General features: G+C 62.9%; 22 protein-coding genes. 14 read left to right on the top strand and 8 right to left on the bottom strand.

The genetic code is table 11. The features are described 5' to 3' along the window. Position 1: 1 nt before the first annotated feature. Together AB0O81_RS05335 and AB0O81_RS05330 are read left to right on the top strand one after the other, a co-directional pair. The gene (locus AB0O81_RS05335) at positions 2-3943 is read left to right on the top strand and encodes a Pls/PosA family non-ribosomal peptide synthetase (RefSeq protein WP_363582618.1); all 3942 of its coding nucleotides are present in this window, start codon (positions 2-4) and stop codon (positions 3941-3943) included. After that, positions 3940-5244, top strand: coding sequence for a M1 family metallopeptidase (locus AB0O81_RS05330; protein ID WP_363582011.1), 1305 nt, complete (start codon positions 3940-3942; stop codon positions 5242-5244). The genes AB0O81_RS05335 and AB0O81_RS05330 overlap by 4 nt, the downstream gene beginning before the upstream one ends. Here the strand turns inward: AB0O81_RS05330 and AB0O81_RS05325 are convergent. The 4 genes from AB0O81_RS05325 to AB0O81_RS05310 all read right to left on the bottom strand — a co-directional run bounded on the left by AB0O81_RS05325 (position 5198) and on the right by AB0O81_RS05310 (position 9633). Continuing rightward, positions 5198-5764 (bottom strand): chemotaxis protein CheY, encoded by a 567-nt coding sequence (locus AB0O81_RS05325; RefSeq protein ID WP_363582009.1) that lies wholly within the window; start codon positions 5762-5764, stop codon positions 5198-5200. The two genes, AB0O81_RS05330 and AB0O81_RS05325, sit on opposite strands and share 47 nt — an antisense overlap. A 5-nt stretch (positions 5765-5769) precedes the next feature. Then, positions 5770-6708, bottom strand: coding sequence for an NUDIX domain-containing protein (locus tag AB0O81_RS05320; protein WP_363582007.1), 939 nt, complete (start codon positions 6706-6708; stop codon positions 5770-5772). Beyond that, positions 6705-8870 (bottom strand): RNA degradosome polyphosphate kinase, encoded by a 2166-nt coding sequence (locus AB0O81_RS05315; RefSeq protein ID WP_363582005.1) that lies wholly within the window; start codon positions 8868-8870, stop codon positions 6705-6707. The genes AB0O81_RS05320 and AB0O81_RS05315 overlap by 4 nt, the downstream gene beginning before the upstream one ends. Before the next feature lie 64 nt (positions 8871-8934). Beyond that, entirely contained in the window at positions 8935-9633 is a 699-nt protein-coding gene (locus tag AB0O81_RS05310) for a response regulator transcription factor (RefSeq protein WP_363582003.1), read from the bottom strand. A gap of 148 nt (positions 9634-9781) precedes the next feature. Between AB0O81_RS05310 and AB0O81_RS05305 the strand changes: the two genes are divergently transcribed. The 5 genes from AB0O81_RS05305 to AB0O81_RS05285 all read left to right on the top strand — a co-directional run bounded on the left by AB0O81_RS05305 (position 9782) and on the right by AB0O81_RS05285 (position 13877). Beyond that, positions 9782-10072, top strand: coding sequence for a hypothetical protein (locus AB0O81_RS05305; RefSeq protein WP_363582001.1), 291 nt, complete (start codon positions 9782-9784; stop codon positions 10070-10072). Positions 10073-10209: 137 nt separating this feature from the next. Then, a complete protein-coding gene (locus AB0O81_RS05300) occupies positions 10210-10812 on the top strand; it encodes an FABP family protein (RefSeq protein ID WP_363581999.1) in 603 nt (200 codons plus the stop codon). Then, positions 10812-11918, top strand: coding sequence for a folate-binding protein (locus AB0O81_RS05295; RefSeq protein WP_363581997.1), 1107 nt, complete (start codon positions 10812-10814; stop codon positions 11916-11918). Before AB0O81_RS05300 ends, AB0O81_RS05295 begins: the two co-directional genes overlap by 1 nt. Before the next feature lie 36 nt (positions 11919-11954). Further along, positions 11955-13052, top strand: a complete 1098-nt coding sequence (locus AB0O81_RS05290) for an FUSC family protein (RefSeq protein WP_363581995.1) — start codon at positions 11955-11957, stop codon at positions 13050-13052. A gap of 78 nt (positions 13053-13130) precedes the next feature. Further along, on the top strand, positions 13131-13877 hold the full coding sequence (locus AB0O81_RS05285) for a phosphoglyceromutase (protein WP_363581993.1): 747 nt from the start codon (positions 13131-13133) through the stop codon (positions 13875-13877). 66 nt (positions 13878-13943) lie between these two features. Here AB0O81_RS05285 and phoU read toward each other — a convergent pair whose 3' ends face one another. Beyond that, positions 13944-14711, bottom strand: a complete 768-nt coding sequence (gene phoU, locus AB0O81_RS05280; RefSeq protein WP_363581991.1) for a phosphate signaling complex protein PhoU — start codon at positions 14709-14711, stop codon at positions 13944-13946. 166 nt (positions 14712-14877) lie between these two features. Between phoU and AB0O81_RS05275 the strand changes: the two genes are divergently transcribed. Together AB0O81_RS05275 and AB0O81_RS05270 are read left to right on the top strand one after the other, a co-directional pair. Then, positions 14878-16101 (top strand): ATP-binding protein, encoded by a 1224-nt coding sequence (locus AB0O81_RS05275; protein WP_363581989.1) that lies wholly within the window; start codon positions 14878-14880, stop codon positions 16099-16101. Then, on the top strand, positions 16098-16781 hold the full coding sequence (locus tag AB0O81_RS05270; protein ID WP_363581987.1) for a response regulator transcription factor: 684 nt from the start codon (positions 16098-16100) through the stop codon (positions 16779-16781). The genes AB0O81_RS05275 and AB0O81_RS05270 overlap by 4 nt, the downstream gene beginning before the upstream one ends. Positions 16782-16844: 63 nt before the next feature. Here the strand turns inward: AB0O81_RS05270 and AB0O81_RS05265 are convergent, their stop codons facing one another. Beyond that, positions 16845-17315, bottom strand: a complete 471-nt coding sequence (locus tag AB0O81_RS05265) for a DNA modification methylase (RefSeq protein WP_363581985.1) — start codon at positions 17313-17315, stop codon at positions 16845-16847. Between the two features lie 170 nt (positions 17316-17485). On the opposite strand from AB0O81_RS05265, the gene AB0O81_RS05260 reads away from it, so the two are divergent. Both AB0O81_RS05260 and ispD read left to right on the top strand, forming a co-directional pair. After that, on the top strand, positions 17486-17968 hold the full coding sequence (locus tag AB0O81_RS05260) for a CarD family transcriptional regulator (protein WP_363581983.1): 483 nt from the start codon (positions 17486-17488) through the stop codon (positions 17966-17968). A 9-nt stretch (positions 17969-17977) separates the two neighbouring features. Then, positions 17978-19183 carry a 2-C-methyl-D-erythritol 4-phosphate cytidylyltransferase gene (gene ispD, locus AB0O81_RS05255; protein ID WP_363581981.1) on the top strand — a complete coding sequence of 402 codons (1206 nt, stop codon included), beginning with the start codon at positions 17978-17980 and terminating at the stop codon, positions 19181-19183. Positions 19184-19237: 54 nt separating this feature from the next. On the opposite strand, the gene AB0O81_RS05250 is transcribed toward ispD, so the two are convergent. Then, entirely contained in the window at positions 19238-20170 is a 933-nt protein-coding gene (locus AB0O81_RS05250; protein WP_363581979.1) for a DMT family transporter, read from the bottom strand. 60 nt (positions 20171-20230) lie between these two features. Between AB0O81_RS05250 and cysS the strand changes: the two genes are divergently transcribed. The 3 genes from cysS to AB0O81_RS05235 are packed head-to-tail and all read left to right on the top strand — an operon-like array spanning position 20231 to position 23263. After that, the gene (gene cysS, locus AB0O81_RS05245; RefSeq protein WP_363581977.1) at positions 20231-21628 is read left to right on the top strand and encodes a cysteine--tRNA ligase; all 1398 of its coding nucleotides are present in this window, start codon (positions 20231-20233) and stop codon (positions 21626-21628) included. Beyond that, positions 21621-22613 (top strand): 23S rRNA (guanosine(2251)-2'-O)-methyltransferase RlmB, encoded by a 993-nt coding sequence (gene rlmB / locus AB0O81_RS05240; RefSeq protein ID WP_363581975.1) that lies wholly within the window; start codon positions 21621-21623, stop codon positions 22611-22613. The genes cysS and rlmB overlap by 8 nt, the downstream gene beginning before the upstream one ends. A gap of 8 nt (positions 22614-22621) precedes the next feature. Further along, positions 22622-23263: an NAD(P)H-binding protein gene (locus AB0O81_RS05235; protein ID WP_363581973.1), complete on the top strand. Its 642-nt coding sequence runs from the start codon at positions 22622-22624 to the stop codon at positions 23261-23263. Positions 23264-23310: 47 nt separating this feature from the next. Here AB0O81_RS05235 and AB0O81_RS05230 read toward each other — a convergent pair whose 3' ends face one another. Further along, on the bottom strand, positions 23311-24615 hold the full coding sequence (locus AB0O81_RS05230) for a DUF4032 domain-containing protein (protein WP_363581971.1): 1305 nt from the start codon (positions 24613-24615) through the stop codon (positions 23311-23313).

The following is a 24615-nucleotide window of genomic DNA, read 5'->3' as shown; positions in this document are numbered from 1 at the left end:
GTTGATCCCGGAGGGCAACATTCAGCTCGAGCTGGATGGTTCGCCGCGAACCCCGCCCGAACGCACGCTCGTTGACATTCTTCGCGAGACCACCAAGCTGCATCCCGAAGCATCTGCAATTGATGACGGTTCGGGAGCGCTGAGTTACCGCGAACTGATGGCCCGCGTGGGTCAAACCGCGGCAGCGCTGCATGAAGCAGGGGTGCGTCGTGGTGACCGGGTCGGTGTGCGTGTGGCGTCCGGCTCCAAAGAGCTGTACGTGTCGATTCTGGCTATCCTCGCCGCTGGCGCCGCTTACGTGCCGGTCGACGTCGATGACCCCGATGAGCGCGCCCGACTGGTGTTCGGAGAGGCAGACGTCGTCGGGATCATCAATGACCCGGGTATCTACACGCCTGCGGCAGCCGCCGAGCCTTTGTCAGGGTCGGGGCTGTTCGAGGGCGCGGCCGCCCACCCGAGCACGCACGCCATCGTCACAGTGCCGCCGCCTGATCTCACCGACGATGCTTGGATCATTTTCACTTCGGGTTCTACCGGAGTGCCCAAGGGCGTGGCCGTCTCGCATCGTTCGGCTGCCGCTTTCGTCGATGCTGAAGCGCAGCTCTTTTTGCAGCCCGAGCCTCTTGGTCCACAGGATCGTGTGCTTGCAGGGCTCTCGGTTGCTTTCGACGCATCGTGTGAAGAGATGTGGCTCGCCTGGCGACACGGTGCGTGCCTGGTGCCCGCGCCACGATCGCTCGTTCGCTCTGGCGCTGACCTCGCCCCGTGGCTGATTCGCCAGGGCATCACGGTGGTATCGACGGTTCCCACGCTGGCAGCGATGTGGCCTGAAGACGCGATTGAGAACGTTCGACTGTTGATCTTCGGCGGCGAAGCGTGCCCGCCCGAGCTTGCTGCTCGCCTCGCGGCTGATGGCCGTGAGGTGTGGAACACCTACGGACCGACCGAAGCGACAGTCGTGGCGTGTGCCGCACCGCTCGGCGCCGGGCCGGTGCGCATTGGGCTTCCTCTCAACGGCTGGGTCTTGGCAGTGGTGGATGCTGAAGGGCGCCGGGTCGCAGAAGGCGAAACTGGCGAGCTCATTATCGGCGGCGTCGGACTCGCCCGCTACCTCGATCCCGCCAAAGACGCAGAAAAGTACGCGCCCATGCCCGCGTTGGGCTGGGACCGCGCCTACCGCTCCGGCGACCTCGTTCGCTATGAGGCCGAAGGGCTGCTCTTCGTCGGCCGCGCCGATGACCAGGTGAAAGTCGGTGGCCGCCGCATCGAGCTCGGTGAGGTCGAGAACGCGCTTCAGGATCTACCCGGCGTCACTGCCGCGGCCGCAGCCGTGCGCACCACTGGTGCGGGTGTGCCCGTGCTGGTGGGCTACCTCGTCGCCAATGAGGTCGGCACCGACTTCGACACTTCGCACGCGCGGGCCCTGCTCTCTGAGAAGCTGCCCGCCGCGATTGTGCCGCTGCTTGCGATCGTTGACGAGTTGCCGGTGCGCACCTCGGGCAAAGTAGACCGAGCCGCGCTTCCGTGGCCGCTGCCCGGCGTAGATTCGCCCATTGAAGGACTATCGCCCACTGAGACCTGGCTGGCGGAGCAGTGGCAGACAGTGCTCGGGCTTGCCGTGCCCAGTCGCAGAGCGGACTTCTTCGACTTGGGTGGCGGATCACTTGCGGCCGCACAGCTCGTCTCGCGTATCCGCGCGAGAGTTCCGGAGTTCTCCGTCGCTGACGTCTACGACGTGCCACGGTTGAGCACGATGGCCAAAGCGCTGGGGCCGCTCGCCGAAGAAGCTTCTGGGGAATATCACAAGCCGCTGCCGACGCCCCGCTCGACCCAATGGGTGCAAACCCTCTTGGGTGTGCCGCTGTTCATTCTTTCCGGGGTGAGATGGCTGCTCTATCTGTTGACAGCCAGCGCGATACTGCGCCTGTTCCCAGGCTTCGATGCATTGCCGGCCGTCGAGTGGTGGGCACTGCTGCTCGGCCTCCTCGTGTTCGCTACTCCGTTCGGGCGAATGGGCATCGCCGCGCTCAGCGCTCGAATCCTTCTCGCCGGCGTTCGCCCCGGAGATTATCCGCGCGGTGGTTCGGTTCACCTTCGACTCTGGCTAGCCGAGCAGATTGCCGATCAGATTGACGCTGTCGGGCTCGCAGGTGCACCTTGGGTGCTCTCCTATGCGCGCGCCCTCGGCGCGAAGATCGGCAAGGGTGTCGACATGCACACGCTGCCGCCGATCACCGGCATGCTCGAGATCGGTGATGGCGCCGCGGTGGAGCCGGAGGTAGATCTCACCGGCACGTGGATTGACGGCGACGTCGTGCGCATCGGTCAGGTGCGTATCGGCGCAAATGCAACCATCGGAGCGCGCAGCACGCTGGCGCCGGGAACCCGCATCGGCCAACGCGCCGAGGTAGCACCGGGATCAGCCGTCTTCGGACGAGTGCGCGCCGACCAGTCGTGGGCAGGTTCACCGGCCGTGCGAGTGGGAGGTGTCAACTCCGAGTGGCCCACCGAACGCGCGCCCGCTCCTCGGCGATGGTTGTGGGCTTACGCAGCGTCTTCGCTTGCCCTGGCAGTGCTCCCGTTGTTCTCGTTCGCCGTGGGGGCGCTGGTTCTTGCACTGGGAATTCAGGGAGCAGCCGATCTCTCGTCAGCTCTCGGGGCCGCCTTCATCTGGCTCATTCCCGCTGTGCTGACCGTGGGACTCGTGTTTGCCGGGGCGGTTGTGCTCGCGGTCCGGTTGTTGTCGATCGGGCTCCACGCGGGCATGCATCCCGTGCGAAGTCGCGTCGGCTGGCAAGCGTGGACCATCGAACGTCTGCTTGATTCAGCGCGTGGCGTCTTGTTCCCGCTGTACTCGAGCCTGTTCACGCCGGTGTGGCTGAGAATGCTCGGCGCGCGTGTCGGGCGGAGTGTTGAAGCATCCACTGTTCTGCTCATTCCCTCGATGACGCGAATCGACGACGGGGCATTCCTCGCCGATGACACCATGGTCGGCTCGTATGAGCTGCGAGGCGGCTGGCTGCGCCTCGGACCGGTTCGCATCGGCAAGCGCGCGTTCCTCGGAAACTCGGGCATGGCGGCCCCTGGGCACCGTGTGCCGCGCGACGGGCTCGTTGCTGTGCTCTCGGCTGCGCCGGCGAAAGCGAAGCCAGGCTCGTCATGGCTCGGTTCTCCGGCCGTGCGCTTGCGCAGGCTCAACGCTGAGGGTGACCAGAGCCGCACCTACCGTCCTACTGCTGGCTTGCGCATTGCGCGGGCGCTGTGGGAACTCGGGCGCATTGTGCCCGTTATCGTGACGTGCGCGATCGGACTGCTCGTGATCTTCGCTCTCGCCGCCCTGTGGCAGAGCGTTGGTGGCGTGTGGACTATCTTGCTGTCGGGAATTGTGATGCTGATTGCCGGCGCGGTCGCGGCAGGTGTCTCAACCCTCGCGAAGTGGGTGATTGTCGGTGTGATCCGAGCGGGCGAGCAGCCGCTGTGGTCAAGTTTTGTATGGCGCACCGAGGTATCAGATACGTTCACCGAGATGGTGGCAGCACCGTGGTTTGCGCGCGCGGCGTCGGGAACCCCCGCGCTCGCCGTCTGGTTGCGCACGCTGGGCTCGAAGATCGGTCGCGGCGTCTGGTGTGAGAGCTACTGGCTTCCTGAACCAGATCTGGTCACCCTCGGCGACGGATCGACCGTGAACCGCGGCTGCGTTGTGCAGACACACCTCTTCCATGATCGAATCATGAGTATGGATTCTGTGGAACTCGAGCAAGGCGCAACCCTGGGGCCGCACAGCGTGGTTCTTCCAGGGGCGACGGTTGGTGCGAATGCGACAGTCGGCCCGGCCTCGCTCGTGATGCGCGGTGAGACTGTGCCTGTCGGTTCTCGATGGAGCGGAAACCCAATCGGACCGTGGCGCGCGGTCAAGGTGCGTTCGTACCAGTCGACATCGTGACTGACGCTGACGAGTACACCCCGAGCAGCGGCGATCGTTCGTACGACGTGGAGTCGTACGAGCTGGACGTCACCTACCGGGTGCGAACGAATCGGCTCGACGCGCGGGCGACTATCAACGCCGTGGCTGCCACTGCCACGTCATCGATCGCCCTCGATCTGATTGGGTTGCGCGCGACCAAGGTTCGCGCGGATGGCGACCGCCGAACCGCCCACAAGCAAGGTCCGCGAAAGCTGCGGGTAACGCTGCCGCGCCAGATGCAACCGGGGGAGCGGTTCTCTGTCGACGTTACCTATGGCGGCTCACCGGCACCTCGGCGCACCAGGTGGGGCGCTCTTGGGTTCGAAGAGCTTGAAGATGGGGCCCTGGTCGCCTCGCAGCCGATTGGTGCGGGCACCTGGTTTCCCTGCAACGATCGGCCCGACGACCGCGCCCGCTACACCATCACGGTGGCCACCGATGCGGGCTATACCGCAGTGTCGACGGGCGTTCCGGTGAGCACCGAGCGCCGAGGCCAAATGGTGGCTCACACTTTCACCTCGAAAGTGCCAACAGCTACCTATCTGACGGCCTTGCATTTCGGACGCTACGAGACGCGTTCGATGGCTCGAGAAGCTACCGACACCCCCGCGAACGTCACCATCGTGAACCCGCCCGCGCTGCGATCAGCTGTCGACAGCGCATTTACTCCGGTTCCACGAATGCTCTCGGTGTTCACCGAGATGTTCGGCGCGTACCCGCAAGACGCATGCACGCTGGTCGTGACCGCCGATGAGTTAGAGATTCCTCTCGAGGCGCAAGGGATGGCCGTGTTCGGCTCCAACCACCTTGACAGTGTCAGTGAGCGTCTCGTCGCGCACGAGCTTGCCCACCAGTGGTTCGGCAATAGCGTCGGCGTCGGGCACTGGCGTGACATCTGGCTCAACGAGGGCTTCGCCTGCTACGCAGAGTGGCTGTGGTCCGAAGCGTCGGGTGGTCCTTCGGTGCGCTCGAAAGTTCGCCACTATTACGGAAAGCTCGCGGGATCAGCGCAAGACATTGTGTTGGCTGATCCTGGTCCAGAACTCATGTTCGATGACCGCGTCTACAAGCGAGGCGCGGTGACCCTGCATGCACTGCGGCTCGCAGTCGGCGACCAGGCTTTCTTTGCGATGTTGCGCGCGTGGGCGGGCACCCACGCGGAAGAGTCAGTCTCGACGGCAGACTTTAGGCGTCACGTGAGCGCCACGCTCGGAGAATCAGCGAACGAGCTGCTCACACCGTGGCTGGATCAGACCGCACTTCCCGCGTTGCCGCGCTGAGCGCGTAGGCCGCAGCCATCACCACCCCAGCGGGGCCGTCAACATCCCAGCCGCTGATCGCTGGTCTGTCGGGTACGTGCGCCGTCCACCGTCGCGGTGAGAGTTCTTCGAGCGAAACTCTGGCCGGATCTACTCGCAGGCCGCGCCCGTCTGCCTTCAGCGCGGCCTCGACTCGCACCCACTCGTTGATCGTCGCGGTGGTGTCGTCGCGCAATACGCCCTGGAATCCGACGTCATCCCGCAGCGCGCTCTCGCGCAGTTCTGCATCGATCGCGAAGCCATCGAAAGCACCGGTCGCGACCGCGACAATGGCGTAGTCGCCGGCATATGACACGCTGGCGTTCATGAGCGGGTCTGAGAGCTGAACGGCTCCATGAGGTTCGCCGCAGCGCGCGCAAGGATTGGAGATCAGGATGCTGCCGCCCACGGTCCGTCGAATCAGCGACCATGCGACCTCGCGGCGCGATTCGGTGGGCGGAACGCGCTCCCAGCGGATCTGCAGTCCTCCGGGCGGTGGCATCTGACCTACTCCTTGGGCGAGTGAGTTTCGATCGCGATAATGCCCGAACCGGGGTTGCGCGCCGATATGTGCACCACAGAGAAAGCTGCCGGATCCAGCGTCGCGGCGCTCGAGAGATAAGAGCCCGGAAGGGTGCCGGTCGCTAGTGCGATCTCGCTCAGAATCTCGGGCAACACGGGGCGGTGGCTGCAGATCACCGCGGGCGTGCGTGCTCGCACCCGTTCACCGATCACCGTTCTCACATCGGCCTTGCCTCGCCCCCACGCCGCTTGGCTGAGCAGTTCGGTCTTCTCTGCCTTGCGGTCGAGTGCCTTCGCCAACGGGGCAACGGTCTTCGCGCATCGCACGGCGTTGCTGGTGACGATCTTGGCAGCGCCAAAAGCCAGAAGCGGTCCGACGATCGTCTTCGCCTCGCTCTTGCCGCGGGGGTTGAGCGGGCGGTCTGAATCCTCGCCATCCCAGTCGCTGCGCGACACTGCGTGTCCGTGGCGCAACACGACCACCGGGAAGGTCTCCAGGACGCCGTCATCGACGAGGTGGAGGAAGTTCTCGAGGATCTCGACGTCGACGGGGTAACTTAGGCGGCCGAGCGCCTTCTTCGAACTGACCCACTCGATCGCCGCGATCTCGCGGTTGGGCACGAAGGCCGAGGCGCGCACCGCGGTTTCACTGGCTTCTGTCGCCCAGTAGTGCACGATCTTGAGCCGCTTGCTGGGCAGGTGGTAGCGCGACACTCCGATTGGAACGCCGAGCGCGACACGAATGCCGGTCTCTTCGAAGATTTCGCGCACGGCGGTTTCGGCGAGCATCTCGCCGGGGTCGACCTTGCCCTTCGGCAGAGTGACATCACGGTACTTCGTCCGGTGAATGAGCAGCACATACAGCTTGCCGTCAACAAGCCGCCACACCACCCCGCCCGCAGCGTATACCGCTGTGTCGGTCATCGCACCGCCCGTGCACGGCGTCGCCGCTGCACGTTGGTCATGGTGCGATCCTGAATGTCGACGAGCGCTTTGCCTTCAGCATCCAAAGAGTGTCGCACCCATTCACCGTCAGCACCAAGATGCCAAGAACTGGTGCCATCGCTCATCGCGAGATCGAAGAGGTCACGGAGCTCTTTCAGATGTGCGGGAGCAACGACTTTAACGAGCGCCTCGACGCGGCGGTCAAGGTTGCGGTGCATCATGTCGGCGCTGCCGATGTAGGTAATCGGATCGCCGTCGTTCTCGAACGAGAAGATGCGGGAGTGCTCCAGATACCGGCCCAAGATGCTGCGCACGATGATCTTTTCGCTCATGCCCTCAACGCCGGGCCGCAGCGAGCAGATGCCACGCACCCATACCTCAACCGAGACGCCGGCTTGGCTGGCGCGGTAGAGCGCATCGATGATCTGTTCATCGACCATGGAGTTCACCTTGATGCGCACGCGGGCTTTTTTGCCCGCGAGCGCGTTCTGTCGCTCTTTTTCGATGAGCCGCAACAGACCTTTGCGCAGGTGCAGCGGGGCGACGAGAAGGCGCTTGAACTTCTTCTCGATGGCGTAGCCGCTGAGCTCGTTGAACAGACGCGTGAGATCGCGGCCGACCTGATCATCGGCCGTGAACAGTCCGAAATCTTCATAGATGCGGCTGGTTTTGGGGTTGTAGTTGCCCGTGCCGATGTGACTGTAGCTGCGAAGAACGCCGTTCTCTTCCCGAATGACGTGGGCGAGCTTGCAGTGGGTCTTGAGCCCCACGAGCCCGTAGACCACGTGAACGCCAGCTTTCTCGAGCTTGCGCGCCCACACGATGTTGGCCGCTTCGTCAAACCTGGCCTTGATCTCTACGAGGGCAAGTACTTGTTTGCCCGCCTCGGCCGCGTTGATCAGCGCTTCAACGATTGGGCTGTCGCCCGAAGTGCGGTAGAGCGTCTGCTTGATTGCGAGCACGTGCGGGTCTTTGGCCGCGTGTTCAAGAAATGCCTGCACGCTCGTTGCAAATGACTCGTAGGGGTGGTGCACGAGCACGTCGTTCTTGCGAATAGCGCCGAAGATATCGGGACGCTCGTTGTTGTCGCCCGGCTGGAAAGCCAGGTGTGTTGTGGGCACATGCGGCTTGTAACGCAGGTCAGGGCGGTCAATGCGGCCCAGGTCAAAAAGACCCCGAAGGTCAAGCGGACCGGTGAGGCGGTAAACCTCTTGCGCTGTGATCTCAAGCTCCTTGAGCAGAAGATCCAGCGTCACATCGTCCATGTCGTCGGTGATCTCGAGGCGGATCGGCGGCCCGAACCGGCGACGAAGCAACTCGGCTTCAAGCGCTTGGATCAGGTTCTCGGACTCGTCTTCTTCGATGACGACGTCTTCGTTGCGGGTCAGACGGAACGCGTGGTGATCGAGCACCTCCATTCCCGGGAACAGGTCGTCGAGATGGGTGGAGATCACGTCTTCCATCGACATGTAGCGCAGCCGGCCATCGAGTGACGGCAACGGCACGAAGCGCGGGAGCATCGCGGGAACTTTGAGTCGTGCGAACTCCTGGCGTCCGGTGCGCGCATTGCGAATACGGATGGCGAGGTTCAGTGACAGGCCTGAGATGTAGGGGAACGGGTGCGCGGGATCCACGGCCAACGGCATCAAGACCGGGAAAACCTGGGCGTGGAAGTAGTCGTAGATCGTTGTCTTGTCGTCGTCGCTCAGCGAGTCGTACTTGACCAACTCGATTCCCGATTCGGCGAGCGCGGGACGCACTTCGTTCATCCAGACGTCCGCATGGCGCAGCTGCAGCCGGTGTGCTTCGGTCGAGATATCAGCGAGAGCGTCTGCGGGAGCACGGCCGACATTGGTCGGAACAGCCAACCCGGTCAAGATGCGGCGCTTCAGGCCAGCGACGCGCACCATGAAGAACTCATCGAGGTTGCTCGCGAAGATCGCGAGGAAGTTCGCGCGTTCGAGCGCCGGTACCGCTGGGTCTTCAGCCAGTTCAAGAACGCGCTGGTTGAACGCAAGCCAGCTGAGCTCGCGGTCAAGATAACGCTGCTCAGGAAGCTGGGCGTCAAACTCCTCAGTTACGTCGAAGTCGTCGTCGTCGTCTCCGCCGAGTCCAGCGTCGAGTGGCTCATTTTCGATCATCCACTCATCATTGCAGTCGCAGGTGACGCGCACGTGAACGAACCACGGTTTGACGGTTGCAGACCTAGGCTTCTGAGCGCTCGCGCGGCGAGGGAACTTGGTCTTCTTCGTAGACGTTGAAGCGATATCCGACGTTTCTCACAGTTCCGATCAACTGCTCAAGATCACCGAGTTTGGCACGCAGCCGACGCACGTGCACATCAACCGTGCGGGTACCGCCGAAATAGTCGTAGCCCCAGACCTCGCTGAGCAACTGCTCTCGTGTGAATACCCGCGACGGGTGCGTGGCGAAGAAGTGAAGGAGCTGAAACTCCTTGTAGGTGAGATCTAGCGGTTTGCCGTGAACCTTGGCGGAGTACGACGATTCGTCGATCGTGATCCCCGAGGTTTGGATGCGTGTGGAAACCTGCTCAGCCGATTGACGGCCGATAGCGAGGCGAATACGTGCGTCAACTTCAGCGGGTCCGGCAGTGACGAGAATGACGTCATCTACGCCCCAGTCAGGGGAAACTGCCGTGAGCCCGCCTTCGGTGACTATGAGCAGCAGTGGAGCGTCCAGGCCCGTCGTGTTCAGAATCTTGCAGAGCGATTTGGCCCCGACGAGGTCAACGCGCGCGTCAACAAAGATGATGTCTGAGCTCGGAGCGTTGACGAGCTGGGCGGGTTCCGCCGGAATCTGGCGAACACGATGGCTCAGCAGCTCCAGCGACGGCAATACTGGACTGCCGCCGTGCGTGGAGCTCAAAACAAGGAGCTGTGCCAAAGGAGTGCCTTTCCGGCCCGGTCTCGCGCCGTGCTCCCAGTGTAGAGCGTGGCGGCGAATGTTCACACGCACGCTCATCTTGGGTTCACCCGCGCCCCTACCTCTAGGGATTCGTGCACGTGTGGCCGACGTGCGTCACAATGGTGATGTGTCCCAACCAGAACTCGCGCAGCGGCAATCTCTCGGCTCCATTGCGGTCGTGTGGCTTGCGGCGGCGGTTGCAGGTGTAGTCATCGGCATCTTCGTGGGTGCTGACTGGCGTGCTGCATGGCTTGCAGTGGCGCTCGGCGGTTGCCTCATGCTCTCCTTCGTCGTGCAACTCATGATTGGCCGCGCTGACGGATTCATCCTTCGAGTAGCCGGCAGCATGGTCGGATCACTGCTCGTTCTCGGAGTGATCAGTTTGGGATTCGCGCTCGCAGAAGTCGTTCCCGGATAAGGTAGTCACATGGATCTCGTTGCGCTCGAATTGTTCTTCGTCGGACTTCTGGGCCTCGCATCACTTGCGATCGCCTTCGTCTCGATCGTCGTGCTGAAGAACCTGTATCGCGGCCAGCGCTAGAGCAAGGCTGCGCGATGCTGGATTTGCCCACTGACCTTCCCGCCGAGCTGGCTCCGCTTTCTTGGCTGATCGGCGTCTGGGAAGGTACCGGCGTCATCGACTACGAGACCGAGAACCACCATTTCGCGGGTGAGTTCACCCACCGGGTGAGCTTCAGCCACGATGGTGGCAGCTTCTTGAACTACTCCGCCTCAGCGTGGCTGCACGGAGATGATGACGCTCACACCTCGCTGGTTTCTGAAGTCGGCTATTGGCGCTTGGCGCTTCCCGCCGAGGACTCCGACGCGGGGCCCGCGCTGCTCAGCCCGTTGGGCTCGCCCCTCGTGCGCACGGTCGACGACATCGAGAAGCTTCGCAACGATGCGGGAGCATTCGACATCGAAGTCTCGCTGGTGCATTCCAACGGCGTAAGCGAGTTGTATCTCGGCCAGATCGCCGGTCCTCGCGTTGATATCGCAACCGACGCGATCGTGCGCCCGGAGGGTGCGAAACCCTATGGCGCGGCAACTCGTATGTATGGCCTCGTAGACGGTCACCTTCTGTGGGCATGGGACATCGCCGCTCTCGGAAAAGAGCTCAGCTCTCATGCCTCCGCGCGGCTTGCGCGGCTCGAGTGATGGACGCTGTGTTCCACACTCTCGCGGGGGCGGTAGCTGACGAGCGCGGGCTCGTTCATCTGGGCAATCCGCTGGGCGAGCAACGCTCACTCGCTCGCGGTACGTCGATTGCCCCGCTCGCCGATCGCAAGGTCTTGGCGGTATCGGGCGAAGACCGGCTGTCATGGCTTGATTCGTTGACTTCGCAGGCTCTCACTGCACTTGCTCCCGGAACGAGCAGCGAACTGCTCGTTCTTGACCCGCACGGTCATATCGAGCACGCGGCGTCGGTAATCGACGACGGCGTTACAGCGTGGCTCATCGTCGAACGAAGTGGTGCACAGGCGCTGGCATCATGGCTCACCCGCATGCGATTCCGGCTGCGGGTTGAGGTGCGCGACGCGAGTGACGAGTACTGCGTCTTTGGCGCCTCGAGGTCAGGAGCGCAGCTCGTCACCGCGGCGGAGCCTGCGGGAGTGTCTCTGGTGTGGGTCGACCCGTGGCCCACCGTCTCGGTGGGAGGCTGGGCCTACGCTGTTGCCGATCCGCATCCTGGATCAGCCCGAGACTGGGTCGAAGTGATCGCAACTCACGGTGAAGCGAAGAGGCTTGCCGATGCTGCAGCGGCAGGCGATCTTGAGATCTCGGGTCTTGCTGCGGCGGATGCGCTTCGCATAGCTGCTTGGCGGCCGCGCTGGTCGATGGAAACCGACGAGCGGACGCTTCCGCACGAAGTGGACTGGTTGCGAACCGCGGTGCACTTGAGCAAGGGCTGCTACCGCGGGCAAGAAACCGTGGCGAAGGTCCATAACCTCGGTCATCCGCCTCGCCGCCTTGTCGCGTTGCAGCTCGATGGCAGCGGCAGCACACTGCCGACCGTGGGGGCAGACGTGCTGAAGGATGAAACCGTGGTGGGATCCATCACGTCGGTGGCGCTGCACTACGAAGAAGGGCCCATCGCTCTGGCGCTGGTGAAGCGCACGACGCCGATCGAAGAAGTTCTTCTCGTAGAGACCGACAACGGCGCGATTACTGCCGCGCAAGAGATCATTGTGCCGCCCGAGGCGGGAGCTACCGCGGGTGTGCCTCGTATGCCACGTCTCTCGCGGCGTGCTCGCGCCACATGATTGAGGCGGATGCTTCGTCGCCGCTAGGCACCGTCGATGACTGATCCGCAGACGACGACAATCCCCACCCGCTGGCATTCACGCTTTGACCCGCGACCGGGATTGCGGCGCGTACGCGACTCTGCCATCGCGATTACACAGATCGTGGTGGCAGCGTCTTGCGCATATTGGTTTGCGTCCGAGGTGCTGGGGCACCCCACCCCGCTTCTGGCAGCCACTGTGACCGTGTCGAGCCTCGGGCTGGTGCGTGATGCTCGCCCGATCCGCGTGGTTGAGACGATTGTGGGAATGCTCGTGGGCATTCTCGTAGCAGAGTTGCTGTTGATCCTCGCAGGCTCTGGTGTGTGGCAGCTTGGGCTGTCGGTGGCTGTCGCGCTCATCGTGGCTCGTTTCATCTCGCCGAAGGCGAGCTTCGCGATCGCAGCAGCCATTCAGGCGATTATCGTCATGGCTCTGCCGGTCGGGGTGCCGTTCGTGCGGCTGCTCGATGGGCTCATTGGCGGCATCGCCGCCGTCTTGGTGACGTCTCTCATTCCACGCAATCCCTTGCGCGCGACGTTGCGCGACGGCGCCGCAGCATTCGCGGCAGTTCAGGATGCTGCAGCTACCCTCAGTCAGGCGCTGCGTCGTGGCGACCGCATGCGTGCGGCCCGCGCGCTGGAAAAGGCCCGCGGGCTGCAGCCGGTGATGGAGAACTGGGGAGAGTCTCTCGAGTCGGGGCTTGCGATCTCGCGGATCTCACCCTTCACGCGCCGCCGCCGATTCGAACTCGAAAGGCAGTCCCGCATTTACAGCTCTTTGGACCTCGTCGTGAGAACGCTGCGGGTGGTGGCGCGCCGTGCGGTCTATTTGTCAGACGATGCGCTTGCGCGGCCGCTCGCCGCAGATCTGGTGAGCGACATTTTTCGGGGTGCAGCCGTCGTCAGCGCCTCGCTGACCGACATCTCGGTTGAACCCGAGGCGCGCGCACAACTGTTCGCCGTAGCGGCGCACCTTGACCCGCGCACGCTCGCCCCCGATGCATCTTTGGGGGATCAGAACCTCATCGCCTCTCTTCGGCCGATTGTGGTCGATCTTCTGGTTGCTGCTGGGGTGAACCCGAACGAAGCGCGTGAGGCTGTGCCGCGTTTGTAGAACGACGTGTCGTCGAGGGGATGAGGGTCGATGGTGTGCAGAACTATGGATGAGACCCAAGCCGATATCATTGGGCACATGACCGCCCCGCATACGCTGATCCTCCTCCGCCACGGCCAGAGCGAGTGGAACGAACTCAACCTCTTCACCGGTTGGGTCGACGTCCGCCTTACTGAGAAGGGCAAAGCTGAAGCTGCCCGCGGCGGCGAACTGCTCGCCGCAGCTGGCATCCTGCCTGATGTCCTGCACACCTCGCTGCTGAGCCGCGCGATTCAAACCGCCAACCTCGCACTCGATACGGCCGACCGACTGTGGATTCCCGTCAAGCGCTCCTGGCGCCTGAACGAGCGCCACTACGGCGCGCTCCAGGGAAAAGACAAAGCGCAAACGCTCGAAGAGTTCGGCCAGGAACAGTTCATGCTGTGGCGTCGTTCGTTCGACGTGCCGCCGCCCGAGCTTGATGCTGACTCAGAGTTCAGCCAGGTGAACGATCCCCGCTACGCGGGCATCGACGGTGACATTCCCCACACCGAGTCGTTGAAGCTTGTCATCGATCGTTTGCTGCCCTACTGGTCGAGTGACATCGTTCCCGACCTCAAGGCAGGAAAGACCGTGATGGTGACCGCGCACGGCAACTCGCTACGCGGATTGGTCAAGCACCTCGACGGCATCAGCGATGACGACATTGCAGAGCTGAACATTCCGACCGGAATTCCGCTCGTCTACCGCCTCGACGAAGACCTCAACCCGCTTGGTCCGGGCGAGTACCTTGACCCCGAGGCCGCTGCCGCTGGCGCTGCAGCCGTGGCTAACCAGGGCAAATAGCGCCTGGTTGCACATACGAAGAGAGCGGATGCCCTAGGGCATCCGCTCTCTTCGTATGTCTAGCCGCTACGGCTGAGTAGTGGTGTCGATATCGGTGACCTCGACGACGTCGCCGACTTCGAGCACATCGACCGAGTCAGCGTTGGTCTGCTGTGCGCCGGAAGCAACGACGATGTCGATCGTGTCGGTTGTAACGACCCAGTCTCCGGTGGTCAGGTAGGCGACCTTCTTCGCTACCGAGACCGCGTGGTCAGCGAAACGCTCGTGGTAGCGGCTCGCCAAGGTCGCATCGACCGTGGCGCCAGCCTCACCCCGCCAGCTGTCGCTCAACACCTTTTCGAACACCGAGGCGTGCAGTTCATCGAGTTTGTCGTCGGCATCGCGCAACTTCTCGATGAGCGACAGGTCACGCGTGCGCAGCAGCTCGGTGAGTGCGCGGGCGACCTCGACGTCGTGCTCGCCCATCTTCCGGAAGGTGCCCTTGAGGCCCTTCGGGATGGCGCGTTCAGGGAATCGCATGCGCGTCAGCTGTGCGATGTGCTCGGCGATGTCGCCCATGCGCTCTAGCGATGCGCTCGTGCGCAATGCGCTCACCACGACGCGCAGATCGCGTGCGACAGGCTGCTGGCGGGCGAGAATCTCAATGGCGAGCTCGTCGAGCGCGATTGCTTTCTCGTCGATGATCGCGTCGGCTTCGATCACTTCTTCAGCGAGAGTTACGTCGCTGGTGCCGAAGGCTCGCGTCGCCTTGTCGATGGCAACGGTAACGAGTTCTGAAATTTCGACGATCCGGTCTTGGACGTCTTCGAGCGACTGATGGAATACTTCGCGCATCTGATGCACCTCTCATGATCTTTGGCAGGCATCCGCCCGCGCGACGCCAGTGATTCTGGCGCGCGAAGGTTAACGAATGGTGCTGCCGCGGTGAATAGTAGCCCGGTCACACCGGTGACGGGACGTTTTCACGTGCACACACCTCCAGGCACCATACGCTGTGAGAATGAACGAAACGCAACTGGCGTTGGTCGCGCTTCTTGCGGGAATCTTCATCGGCGGATCTGTGGCAGCCGTCATTGTCGCATCACTCCGCGCCCGCGACCGAGCTCTCGCAGCTGTTTCCGTGGACGTTCCTGACGGCGTCTCGTCTGTCTTGCACGCTATCGATGATGCGGCAGTAGTCGTCGACTCTTCAATGCGAATCGTGGCAGCATCTCGGCCGGCCGTGCCCTTCGGGTTGGAAGAAGGGGAGATTCTCGCCAACGACGAATTGCGGCAGGTTGTTCGCAACGTTCGCACCGTCGACACCGCGACGACCGAGACATTGCGCATCCGTAAGGGAGCGTTGCCCGCAGAACCCAGACTTGTCGTCGTTCGTGCGACGCGAATTTCAACACGGCTGACGTTGCTGGTGATGCGCGACATCACAGAGAACGAGCGCGTGGAACAGATGAGGCGCGATTTTGTCGCGAACACCAGCCATGAGCTGAAGACTCCGGTCGGCGCCGTGAGCTTGCTAGCGGAAGCGATTGAGTCTGCTGCTGACGACCCGCCACAGGTGCGGGTTTTCGCTACGCGGCTTCTTGCTGAGGCGGGGCGCTTGTCGAACCTCACCGCGCGAATCATGAGTCTCTCGCGCCTTCAATCGGGCGACGTGATCAACGCTCAACGTGACGTGTCGGTCGACGAAGTTGTCGCGGGCGCGATTGAAGCGCACGCGTTGCAGGCAGAAGCTGCGGGCATCAAGATTACGCGTGGCGGCGAGCGCGGGTTGTACGTGCGTGGCGATCCGCAGATCCTCAGCGAAGCTGTCGCGAATCTCATTTCCAACGCAATTGTGTACTCCTCGCGAGACTCGAGTGTTGGTGTGGGCGTGAAGGCCGTCGAGAACGTGGTTGAGGTTGCGATCACAGACCGTGGCATCGGCATCGCTGAAGGGGACCAGGCGCGTGTCTTTGAGCGCTTCTACCGTGCTGATCCCGCACGCGCTCGGCGCACGGGCGGCAGCGGGCTCGGGCTCGCCATCGTCAAGCACGCGATCCAACTGCACGGTGGTGAAGTCGCACTCTGGTCTCGACCTGGGCGGGGATCGACGTTCACGATCCGGCTGCCGCAGATCGCCGCGCCTGATCACGAAGCCCCGAAGCAGCGCAAGAAGAAAAAAAAGAACAAGAAGGACAAGGGTGGCGAGGCCACCGCACGTCCCACGAATGGAGACATCAAATGACCCGCGTCTTAATCGTCGAGGACGAACCAGATCTGTCCGACCCGCTCGCCTACCTGCTCAGACGTGAGGGCTACGAAGTCGAGATCGCGGAGGACGGTCCCGCCGCATTGGCTGCGTACAACGCCGACGGCGCCGACATCGTCTTGCTCGACCTGATGTTGCCCGGAATGCCTGGAACCGAAGTCTGCCGGCAGATTCGCACCACCTCTGCGGTGCCGATCATCATGCTCACCGCCAAGGACTCCGAGGTTGACATCGTGGTGGGCCTTGAGCTGGGCGCCGACGATTACATGACCAAGCCGTACTCGGCGCGGGAGCTTCTCGCTCGCATGCGCGCGGTCCTGCGGCGATTGGCTGTGCCTGATTCTGACCTCGAGGATCGGGTGCTTGACGGTGGTCGCGTGGTGCTCGACATCGACCGGCACTCGGTGACTGTCGCGGGCAACGAGATCAGCATGCCGCTGAAGGAATTCGAACTGCTCGAGGTGCTGATGCGCAATTCCGGGAGGGTGCTCACTCGCGGTCAGCTGATTGACCGGGTGTGGGGGAGTGACTACTTCGGCGACACCAAGACACTTGACGTGCACATCAAGCGGATCCGTTCACGCATTGAGGCAGACCCCGCCGTACCGGCCAAGCTCGTGACCGTCCGCGGCCTGGGCTACCGTTTCGAAGACTGAACCAAAAACGAATCGCGCCCCGTGATCATCACGGGGCGCGATTGTTGTTCTGAGGCTGTCTAGCTACGGAACCAGAGGTGCGAGGTAGTCGAGCTCTCCGTCAAGAACGGGAACATCGACGATGGGGCTTCCGGTGCCATCTGATTCGAAGTAGCCAAGAACGACGGTGCCAGGAAGCGCATCGAGATCGGTGAGCAACAGCGGCTCATCATCGGCACCAAGACTCAGGGTGGTGCGTGCGGGAACGCGCACGGTTTCGGTGATCTTCGTCGCGCCTTCACCCAGCTGAATGCTCAACGTGTGCGAAAGGTCGGTGTCATTGATGAGCGCGGCGATGAAGTTTCCCTCTGAGCCGTCATCGGTAGCAACGATGAAGGCGTTTCGTACCTCAATCGGTCCGGAGTCCGGAACGTTCACGCCCTCTGCGGCGGCGTATTGAATAGTGGTCGCCTGCGGAGCGATCATGCTGCAGCCCGTTGTAGTGACAACGAGGGCAGCGCCTACGGCGAGCGACGCGATGAGGCGCGATTTCACGGATCCTCCAAGTGCGGGTGACAACGACTCTTGCATTCTATGGTCTCCGCGTAACGCCCGTGGTGTCGGCATGGCATCTCGCGCTGCAGAAGGGGTGTGTGCGAGTAGGCGGCGTACCTTAGCGTATGTTGCCTGTGTTATCCTGGAGGTTGCCGAAGGGACATAACTCCATGCTTTTTGAGGTTGGCGAGACGGTCGTTTACCCCCACCACGGTGCAGCAACGATCATCGAGGTCAAAGACCGGATCATCCGGGGTGAGACGAAGAAATATCTGAAGCTCAACGTCACCCAGGGTGACCTGATTATTGAGGTTCCTGCAGAGAACGTCGATTTGGTCGGCGTTCGCGATGTCATTGGCAAAGAAGGCCTTGACCAGGTTTTCGATGTGTTGCGTGCGCCGTTCACTGAAGAACCGACCAACTGGTCGCGTCGATACAAGGCAAACCTTGAGAAGCTCGCCTCGGGCGACGTCATCAAGGTCAGCGAGGTCGTTCGTGACCTGTGGCGTCGCGATCAAGATCGCGGACTCTCCGCTGGCGAGAAGCGAATGCTCGCCAAGGCGAAGCAGATTCTCATCTCGGAGCTCGCTCTTGCAGAGAAGACTGACGAAGAAAAAGCCAGTGTTCTGCTCGACGAGGTTCTCGCAAGCTAGATTTCTCGGGTGAGCATTACACCCGTACCGCGCGTCGCTGTCATCGTCGTCGCTGCCGGTTCTGGCACGCGTCTGGGAGCTGGTGCTCCGAAGGCGTTTGTCGGAATCGACAGCCACAGCATTCTCTGGCACTGCCTTCATGGCGTTTTTGGCGCGCCGAACGCGCAGGTCGTGATCGTTGCACCCGAATCGCGCTCGGGTGACGCCCTTACCGACGCTCTGGCTGTGGCGCCAGACAAGGCGGATGTCACTTCCGTCGTGGTCGGTGGCCCCACCAGACAGGGGTCTGTGGCCGCAGGGCTCGCCGCGCTGTGGGCTGATATCGACATCGTTCTTGTGCACGATGCCGCCAGGGCACTCACGCCCCCGGCAGTGTTTGAACGAGTGATCGCCGAGATCGACGCGGGTGCTGTCGCAGTGATCCCGGTGCTGCCCGTCGTCGACACCATCAAGCGTGTCGACGAATCTACGATTACCGGGCACGTCGATCGTTCGCATCTCGCGGCGGCGCAAACTCCGCAAGGGTTCCGTCGCGATGTACTCGACGCCGCGTACCACGCGGCGACCGCCGAGTTCACCGATGACGCAGCGCTCGTTGCCGAGGCCGGCCACCGGGTAGCAACGGTCGCTGGCGATGCGCGTTCGTTCAAGATCACCACCCGTGACGACCTGGAACGCGCTCAGAGCCTCATCACGCCATCTGCTATCGAACAGCCTGATCGGGTCATGAACGACCTGCACGTCATCCCACGAGTGGGCGTCGGCACCGATGTGCACGCGTTCGGTGGTGAAGGCAACCTTTGGCTTGCCGGGTTGGAATGGCCTGGCGAGCGGGCTCTGTCTGGTCATTCCGATGGCGATGCTGTTGCGCATGCAATCGTCGATGCACTGCTCGCCGCGGCAGGTCTCGGTGATATCGGCACCCATTTCGGAACCGACTATCCCGAATATGCAGGTGCACACGCCGAAGCGTTTCTGAGCCGCACCCGCGCGCTGCTGGTTGAAGCTGGCTGGCGGATCGGGAACGTCTCGGTGCAGGTGCAAGCGAATCGCCCCCGGTTTTCGGCGCGCCGTGTAGACGCGCAAGCAGTGCTGTCGGCGGCTCTCGGCGGCGCGCCCGTGTCAGTCACGGCAACCACGACTGACGGGCTCGGTTTCACGGGCCACGGCGAAGGCGTCTCGGCGTTCGCCGTCGCACTCATTGTTCCGGCGTAAACAGGCTCAGCACCCGTAACGGCGCAGCAGGGCTCTTTGGCTCAGCTGCGACGCTCAACCTTCCACGGCGTATGGACCAGGGTCGCGCTGTGTTCGTGAGCCCCACGCGAGCAGTGCCAAGCCGCCGGTGAGAATCATGAGGCCCACAATGGCGAGCGGCGACAGCTGTTCTCCCAACACGGTGATGCCGAGAATCGTCGCAGTGAGGGGCTCGCCAAGGGTCAATGTGGCGGCGGTGGCCGCCGTCAAACCGCTCAGCCCCCACGTGAAGAGCACATAAGCGACGGAGATTGCTGCCAGCCCCACCCAGAGCGCCATGAATAGGCCACTCGGCGTTCTCAGCCACTCCAGATCAACGAATGGCACGCACAGCACCGACAGCGCGGCAGAGCTTGCTCCCATCGCCCCGACGACTGTGAAAGGGTCCCATCCAGCGTCAAGCAGCGTGCGCTGCGAATTAGCGATCACGGCGAAGCATGCGCCGGCGGCGACCGAGCTGGCGAGACCGGCAGGGTCGGTGCCGACGGTGCCCGATTCGCCACCGACTCCGAGCATCGCCACGCCGACAGTTGCCAGCACCGTGGCCGAGACCCAGGTGAACGACGGCATGCGCCGGGTGAGCGCCCACTCCAACAACCCGGCGAGAATCGGAGCCGAGCCCAGTGCGATCACGGTGCCGATGGCGACGCCATTGCGCTCGGTGCCGAGAAAGAACAGCGGTTGGTAGAGCGCAAGACATACACCGGTCAGGAGCATGAGCGAGAGGGGTCGAGCGCCGAGACGCGGACGCGGCGCTGCATCTACTCGCCGCCTCGACATTCGCGCTGCCAGGGTGAAGGCGATCAGAGCAAGGCCGGTACCGCCGAACACCATTCGCATCACCCCCAGTGCAAGAGGCGTGGCGCTGTCAGGCCCGAGCGCCTGCGCCGTGCCGGTGGTGCCGAATAGCAGGGCAGCGGCAAGAACGGCGAGAACATAGGGCACCATATAGTTTTACCGGCTGGTCGCTCCGGGTGTTGACACAGGCCCCGCGGGTAGGCTGGTGCGGTGACGGTACGGCTCTATGACACCAAGGCGCAGGCATTGCGCGATTTCGTACCCATCGACCCCGAAAACATCACAATCTATGTCTGCGGACCGACGGTGCAGTCGGGTCCTCACATCGGTCATCTGCGTGGCGCGCTGGGCTTTGACATCCTTCGCCGTTGGCTTGCGTATCGCTATACGCGAGTGACGTTTGTGCGCAACGTGACAGACATTGATGACAAGGTGCTGGCCAATGCCACCGACAGTGAGCCGTGGTGGGCTCTCGCGTACCGCATGGAACGTGAGTTCACTCATGCCTACGAGGCGATCGGCGTTCAGGCGCCGACCTACGAACCACGAGCCACGGCGTCGATAGCTCAGATGCACGAGCTCATTCAACGACTGATCGACGCGGGTCACGCCTACGCGGTGTCGGGCGACGTGTATTTCGACGTGCGTTCGTGGCCCGCCTACGGTGAGCTCACGCGCCAATCACTCGATGCGATGGAGCCTGCCAGCGACGCGGATGCGCGGGGCAAGCGCAATCCGCAAGACTTTGCGCTGTGGAAGAGCAGTAAACCCGAAGAGCCCGCTTCGGCTGTCTGGAGCTCGCCATGGGGGAGCGGCCGTCCCGGCTGGCACATTGAGTGCTCGGCAATGGCGCGACGCTACCTCGGCGCGGAGTTCGACATTCACGGCGGTGGCCTTGACTTGCGCTTTCCTCACCATGAGAACGAGCTCGCCCAATCGACGGCGGCCGGCGATGCGTTCGCGCGCTACTGGGTGCACAACGGTCTCGTCACTGTTGACGGGCAGAAGATGTCGAAGTCGCTGTTCAACTTCGTGCTCGCGGGCGATCTGCTCGCTGCTCACGATCCGCTGGTGGTGCGATACGCGCTTGCCGCCGCCCATTACCGCTCGAGCCTCGACATTTCAGACAAGACTTTTGAAGAAGCGGATGCTGCGCTCGAACGACTGCGCACGTTCCTCGAACGCGCCCGTCGCGTTGCTGTGCTCGATGACGCTGCCGCGCCAGCGCTCCCCGAGGCATTCGCTGTCGCGATGGACGACGATCTGAGTGTGCCCCAGGCGCTCGCCTGCGTGCACGAGGCTGTGCGCGCAGGCAACTCAGCTTTCGACTCGGGCGACACCGCCACGGCTCACGCGTTGGCAGTGCAGGTGCATGAGATGCTTCAGATTCTCGGACTCAACCCATTGAATGCTCAATGGGCCGCGACGAATGGCACAGCTGAAGCGACTGCGCTCGACACGCTCGTGCAGACGATGATCACGCAACGCGCCGAGGCGCGGGCAAACAAAGACTGGGCTGGGGCCGATCGCATCCGCGATGCGATCGCCGCGGCAGGAATCTCGCTGGAAGACAGCGCAAACGGAACACATTGGAGTCTCGATGGCTAAGCAAGGACGCCCCGGCGCAAGCAAGGGCAATAAGAAAGGCCCTACTAAGGGCACCGGCGGCAAGAACAAGCGGTCGCTCGAAGGTCGCGGGCCGACGCCCAAGGCCGAAGACCGCGCATGGCATCCTGCCGGCAAGCGCAAGGCTGCTGCGGATCGCTACGCGGCAGCTGGCGGCAAGCCGAAGCCTTCCGGCCAGAGTGGATCACGTCAGCGCTCGGCGAAGAAAGAAGACGACACCGAAACGGTGACCGGTCGTAATTCGGTGCTTGAGGCTCTTCGCGCGAAGATCCCCGCGAGCGCGTTCTACATCGCGCAGCGCGTCGAGATGGATGACCGCGTGAAAGAGATGCTCTCGCTGGCGACGAACCGCAGCATCCCCGTGCTTGAGGTTACCCGCCCCGAGCTTGACCGCATGGCCGGGTTCGATGGCGTGCACCAGGGAGTGGCGCTCAAGGTGCCGCCCTACGAGTACGCGCACCCGCAAGATCTGCTCGAGCAGATCATCGATAGAGACCAGGTTCCGCTGCTCGTCGCTCTCGATGGCATTACCGATCCGCGAAACCTCGGTGCGATCATCCGCTCGACGGCCGCCTTCGGCGGACACGGCGTGATCGTGCCACAGCGCCGTTCGGCGAGCGTGAACTCCGCTGCATGGAAAACCAGTGCCGGTGCCGCTGCACGCACGCCGGTTGCTCTTGCGCCGAACCTGACGACCACGCTCAAGGAGTTCAAGAAGCAGGGAGTGTTCATCCTTGGTCTTGACGGTGACGGTGACGTCTCATTGCCCGCTCTGGGGCTTGCTGACCGACCGGTTGTGATCGTCGTGGGCTCCGAAGGCAAGGGGCTCTCGCGTCTGGTCACCGAAACCTGCGACCAGATTGTCTCGATTCCCATCTCGGGTGCGACCGAGTCGTTGAACGCCGGGATCGCCGCATCTGTGGCCCTGTACCAGGTGTCAACGATGCGTTCAGAGCTCACGAAGTAGGGCGCGGCATGGCACGCATCGCGGTCATCGGAGGAACTGGCTACGCAGGCGGTCATATCGTGGCCGAAGCGGTGAGTCGAGGCCATACCGTGGTCTCGGTGGCACGCTCGCTGCCGTCAGAGCGCGTGGCTGGCGCCACCTATCTCGAGGGCACACTGCTCGACGTGCCGTGGCTCGTCAACGAGCTCGAAGGCGTCGACGTGGTGATTTCTGCGGTGGCGGCCCGTGGCGCCATGCTTGGGCGACTGCGCGTGAACCTCGCCGAGCTGGCCGCCGAGTTGCCCCGCGCGGTTCGTCTCGGGGTGATCGGCGGCGCCGGTGGCAGCCTTATCGCTCCTGGCGGTGAGCGCCTTGTTGACCAAGAGTCTTTCAGCGACGAGTACAAGCCCGAGGCTCTTGAAGCCATCGGCGTGCTCGAAGACTTGCAAGCGGGCCCTGCCGCTCGCGATTGGTTCTATGTGCACCCCGCCGGGGGCTTCGGTGCGTGGAACCCTGGAGAGCGCACGGGTAGCTACCGCGACGGTGGCGATGTGATCGTGACGGATGCTGCCGGAGAGTCGTCTCTCTCGGGCGCCGACCTCGCGGTTGCCGTGATCGACGAGGTCGAACAGCCGAAGCACTCGCGCGAGCGTTTCAGCGTCGGGTACTAAAGCACTCGCGCGACACGAGACTCCGCAGTAACAGACTCCTGGCTGAACTAGACCAGGTCTCGCCAGTCGACGCCGTCGTCTTCATCGATGATCGCGTGCGTGTCTGTGATGATCGGCAACGACAGAGTTTCGGTCAGCGGCGCCATCAGGGTAGCTTCGTCGCGGCGGTGACGCAGCACGTCATCGATGTAGCTCGAGAGCACCTCAGCGAGAGGCACCGAGCGTCCGGTGCGCTGTGACACGTACCAGCGGTGCTCAAGCACCTGGTGGAACACCTCAGCGGGTTCGAGTTTGGAGCGCAGATCCCACGGGATCGACTTCACAACTGGCTCGAACACACGAGTGATCCACTCGTGTGCAGCCATCTCTTCATCTTCAGAGAAGCGCGAACTGCGCGCGCGAAACTCGTCGAGGTCGTTCAGCAGTCGGCGGGCTTGGTTCTCTTCGACATCGAGACCGGTGAGCCGAATGAGGCGACGCTGATGGTGACCGGCGTCGACGACCTTCGGCTGGATCGATACCTTCGTGCCGTCGGACTTGGTTTCGATCGACATCTCGCCGATGTCAAAGCCCAAATCGTTAAGTCGGCGCACCCGTTCGGTGAGTCGCCATGACTCATCGGCTCGGAATGTCTCTTTGTCGGTGAGCGCCGCCCAGAGTGCGTGATAGGACGACATGATGCCGTCGGCGATTGAGATCGCATCGACGCCGCCTTCGAGCCTGCCACCAGCCTCGAGGTCCATGATCTCGCCAGCGATATTCGTGCGTGCAACGTCGAGGTCATGGGCTCGTTGCCCGGGCGTCAGACCACTCTCATGCAGTTCGCCGGTCTCAGCATCCACCAAGTAGGCGGCGAACGCGCCCGCGTCGCGCCGGAACAGAGTGTTGGACAGCGAGACATCGCCCCAAAAGAATCCGATGTTGTGCAGATGCACGAGCAGCGCCGCGAGGGCATCGACGAGGCGCGTGGCCGTATCGGGACGCAAGATCTGGGTGAACAGGGCGCGATAGGGGAGCGAGAACTTGAGGTGCTCGGTGACCAGGGCCGCCGGCAGCTGCTGGCCTGACGCATCGGTGCGTCCGGCGATCACGGCAATGCGGTTCACACAGGGAACATCGAGGCGATCGAGATTGCCCAGCATGTCGTACTCGCGGCGTGCCATTGCTTCGGTGGTCTCTTTGATCGCAACCACACGACCCGAGAGGTTCGCGAACCTCACAAGGTGTCGTGAAATGCCCTTGGGGAGAAAAACGATATGGCTGGATGGCCACTCAGCCAGCGGGGTCGACCATGGCAACTCAAGCAACGCAGGGTCAACTCTGCTCGCTGTAATGCTCAATGCCTCAGACAT

The sequence above is a fragment of the Microbacterium sp. NPDC076911 genome, from assembly GCF_040687125.1.
Classification (GTDB): domain Bacteria; phylum Actinomycetota; class Actinomycetes; order Actinomycetales; family Microbacteriaceae; genus Microbacterium.
This window is presented reverse-complemented; position numbering and strand designations above follow the sequence as displayed.

Excerpts from the sequence above, each read along its gene's own strand:
- AB0O81_RS05325 (WP_363582009.1), bottom strand. The coding sequence starts at position 5,764 with ATGCCACCGCCCGGAGGACTGCAGATCCGCTGGGAGCGCGTTCCGCCC.
- AB0O81_RS05320 (WP_363582007.1), bottom strand. The coding sequence starts at position 6,708 with ATGACCGACACAGCGGTATACGCTGCGGGCGGGGTGGTGTGGCGGCTT.
- AB0O81_RS05315 (WP_363582005.1), bottom strand. The coding sequence starts at position 8,870 with ATGATCGAAAATGAGCCACTCGACGCTGGACTCGGCGGAGACGACGAC.
- AB0O81_RS05300 (WP_363581999.1), top strand. The coding sequence starts at position 10,210 with ATGCTGGATTTGCCCACTGACCTTCCCGCCGAGCTGGCTCCGCTTTCT.
- AB0O81_RS05295 (WP_363581997.1), top strand. The coding sequence starts at position 10,812 with ATGGACGCTGTGTTCCACACTCTCGCGGGGGCGGTAGCTGACGAGCGC.
- AB0O81_RS05290 (WP_363581995.1), top strand. The coding sequence starts at position 11,955 with ATGACTGATCCGCAGACGACGACAATCCCCACCCGCTGGCATTCACGC.
- AB0O81_RS05285 (WP_363581993.1), top strand. The coding sequence starts at position 13,131 with ATGACCGCCCCGCATACGCTGATCCTCCTCCGCCACGGCCAGAGCGAG.
- phoU (WP_363581991.1), bottom strand. The coding sequence starts at position 14,711 with ATGCGCGAAGTATTCCATCAGTCGCTCGAAGACGTCCAAGACCGGATC.
- AB0O81_RS05275 (WP_363581989.1), top strand. The coding sequence starts at position 14,878 with ATGAACGAAACGCAACTGGCGTTGGTCGCGCTTCTTGCGGGAATCTTC.
- AB0O81_RS05270 (WP_363581987.1), top strand. The coding sequence starts at position 16,098 with ATGACCCGCGTCTTAATCGTCGAGGACGAACCAGATCTGTCCGACCCG.
- AB0O81_RS05260 (WP_363581983.1), top strand. The coding sequence starts at position 17,486 with ATGCTTTTTGAGGTTGGCGAGACGGTCGTTTACCCCCACCACGGTGCA.
- AB0O81_RS05250 (WP_363581979.1), bottom strand. The coding sequence starts at position 20,170 with ATGGTGCCCTATGTTCTCGCCGTTCTTGCCGCTGCCCTGCTATTCGGC.
- rlmB (WP_363581975.1), top strand. The coding sequence starts at position 21,621 with ATGGCTAAGCAAGGACGCCCCGGCGCAAGCAAGGGCAATAAGAAAGGC.
- AB0O81_RS05235 (WP_363581973.1), top strand. The coding sequence starts at position 22,622 with ATGGCACGCATCGCGGTCATCGGAGGAACTGGCTACGCAGGCGGTCAT.
- AB0O81_RS05230 (WP_363581971.1), bottom strand. The coding sequence starts at position 24,615 with ATGTCTGAGGCATTGAGCATTACAGCGAGCAGAGTTGACCCTGCGTTG.